This window comes from Carboxylicivirga taeanensis, assembly GCF_051851475.1.
Lineage (GTDB): Bacteria > Bacteroidota > Bacteroidia > Bacteroidales > Marinilabiliaceae > Carboxylicivirga > Carboxylicivirga taeanensis.
Map to the genome: position 1 here is coordinate 1 of NZ_JBPUSJ010000080.1, position 1,212 is coordinate 1,212.

Sequence of the window (1,212 nt, forward strand, 5' to 3'; positions counted from 1 at the left end):
AGGAATATAAAATAACAGGTTACAACAAGCTGCAATAATGCATAGCAGTCCGGCTCGCTTCGGTTGGGCCGATTCCCGCCTCGATTGTCAGTCCTATCGGACGGACAATCAGCACCGCGAATCTGCTACTGCATCATGCAGCTAACCGTTGTAGCTAATTCCCCCTATAAACCCATAGTATTGATTTAAAACCAAGGTAATCAATACTTTTTAAGGTTTATGGATTTCTTATGCTAACGTAAAATGGGGACATCAAAGCAGATGAAAATTGAAGAAAAGTACAGAATTGTAAATCACTGAATTACTGACGTTTATTTTTACGTTAGTCAGAATTGAAAAAAAATGAAGTACGTACTAGTAAGTATATTAGTCTTTACCCTGTTTGAGAGTTGTGATTTAAGAAATTATGAGAAGATTAAACTTCAGAATGGAAACATTGAGGTAATGAAAAGGGTTCAAATAAATGACAGCTTGACTTGCTTGTATTATGACAATGGTAATTTATACCAAGAAACACATTACAAAATAGGACAGCTTGGTTATGAAGAAAAAGAGGTTCTTCATTATCACAAAAGTGGTCAACTGGAGAAATACTCAATTTATGTAGACAGTAGGCTCCGGTTTTATAAGTTCTATGGGAATGAATCTTCATATGGTGGTAGTCCTTTATTTTATCATGACTTAGACGGTGAGTATTTTGACACTATTGAAGTTAAGTCAACTATTCGCATTGATTTTAAGATTGCAACCCCGCCACACTGTATACCTCATATTATGTATGGTGTATATGTTGAAAATGACAGAGAAAGGGATATGACAAAAGACCCAGTTTATGAACTTGAAATAGTTGATGGAAAAACAGCCATGGTAGAAAGCTTTAGAAAGAAAGGAAACTATAGAAGAACTGTTTATTGGTCCATTGAAGACACTCTAATTAATGATTTCTATAATGGGAAAAATATTATGAATATTAATGTAATAGAAAACAACTAGCTACAACACGCCGCAATAATGCATAGCAGTCCGGCTCACTTTGGTCGTGCAGATTCCCGCCTCGATAGTCTGTCCTCTCGGACGGACAATCTCAACGCAGAATCTGCTACAGCATCATGCGGCAAACCGTTGGGGCCAATTAAAAAACAAGACCATGCGATACATATCATTAATATTAATTTTACTGGCTATAAATTTCAATTCGTTTGCGGAATTAAT

Annotated in this window: 1 protein-coding gene; it reads left to right on the forward strand. The window is 36.1% G+C overall.

The features are described from left to right. The first annotated feature begins 342 nt into the window (after positions 1–342). Positions 343–993 (forward strand): hypothetical protein, encoded by a 651-nt coding sequence (locus ACSX1H_RS19305; protein WP_439185892.1) that lies wholly within the window; start codon positions 343–345, stop codon positions 991–993. The last annotated feature ends 219 nt before the right edge of the window (positions 994–1,212 follow it).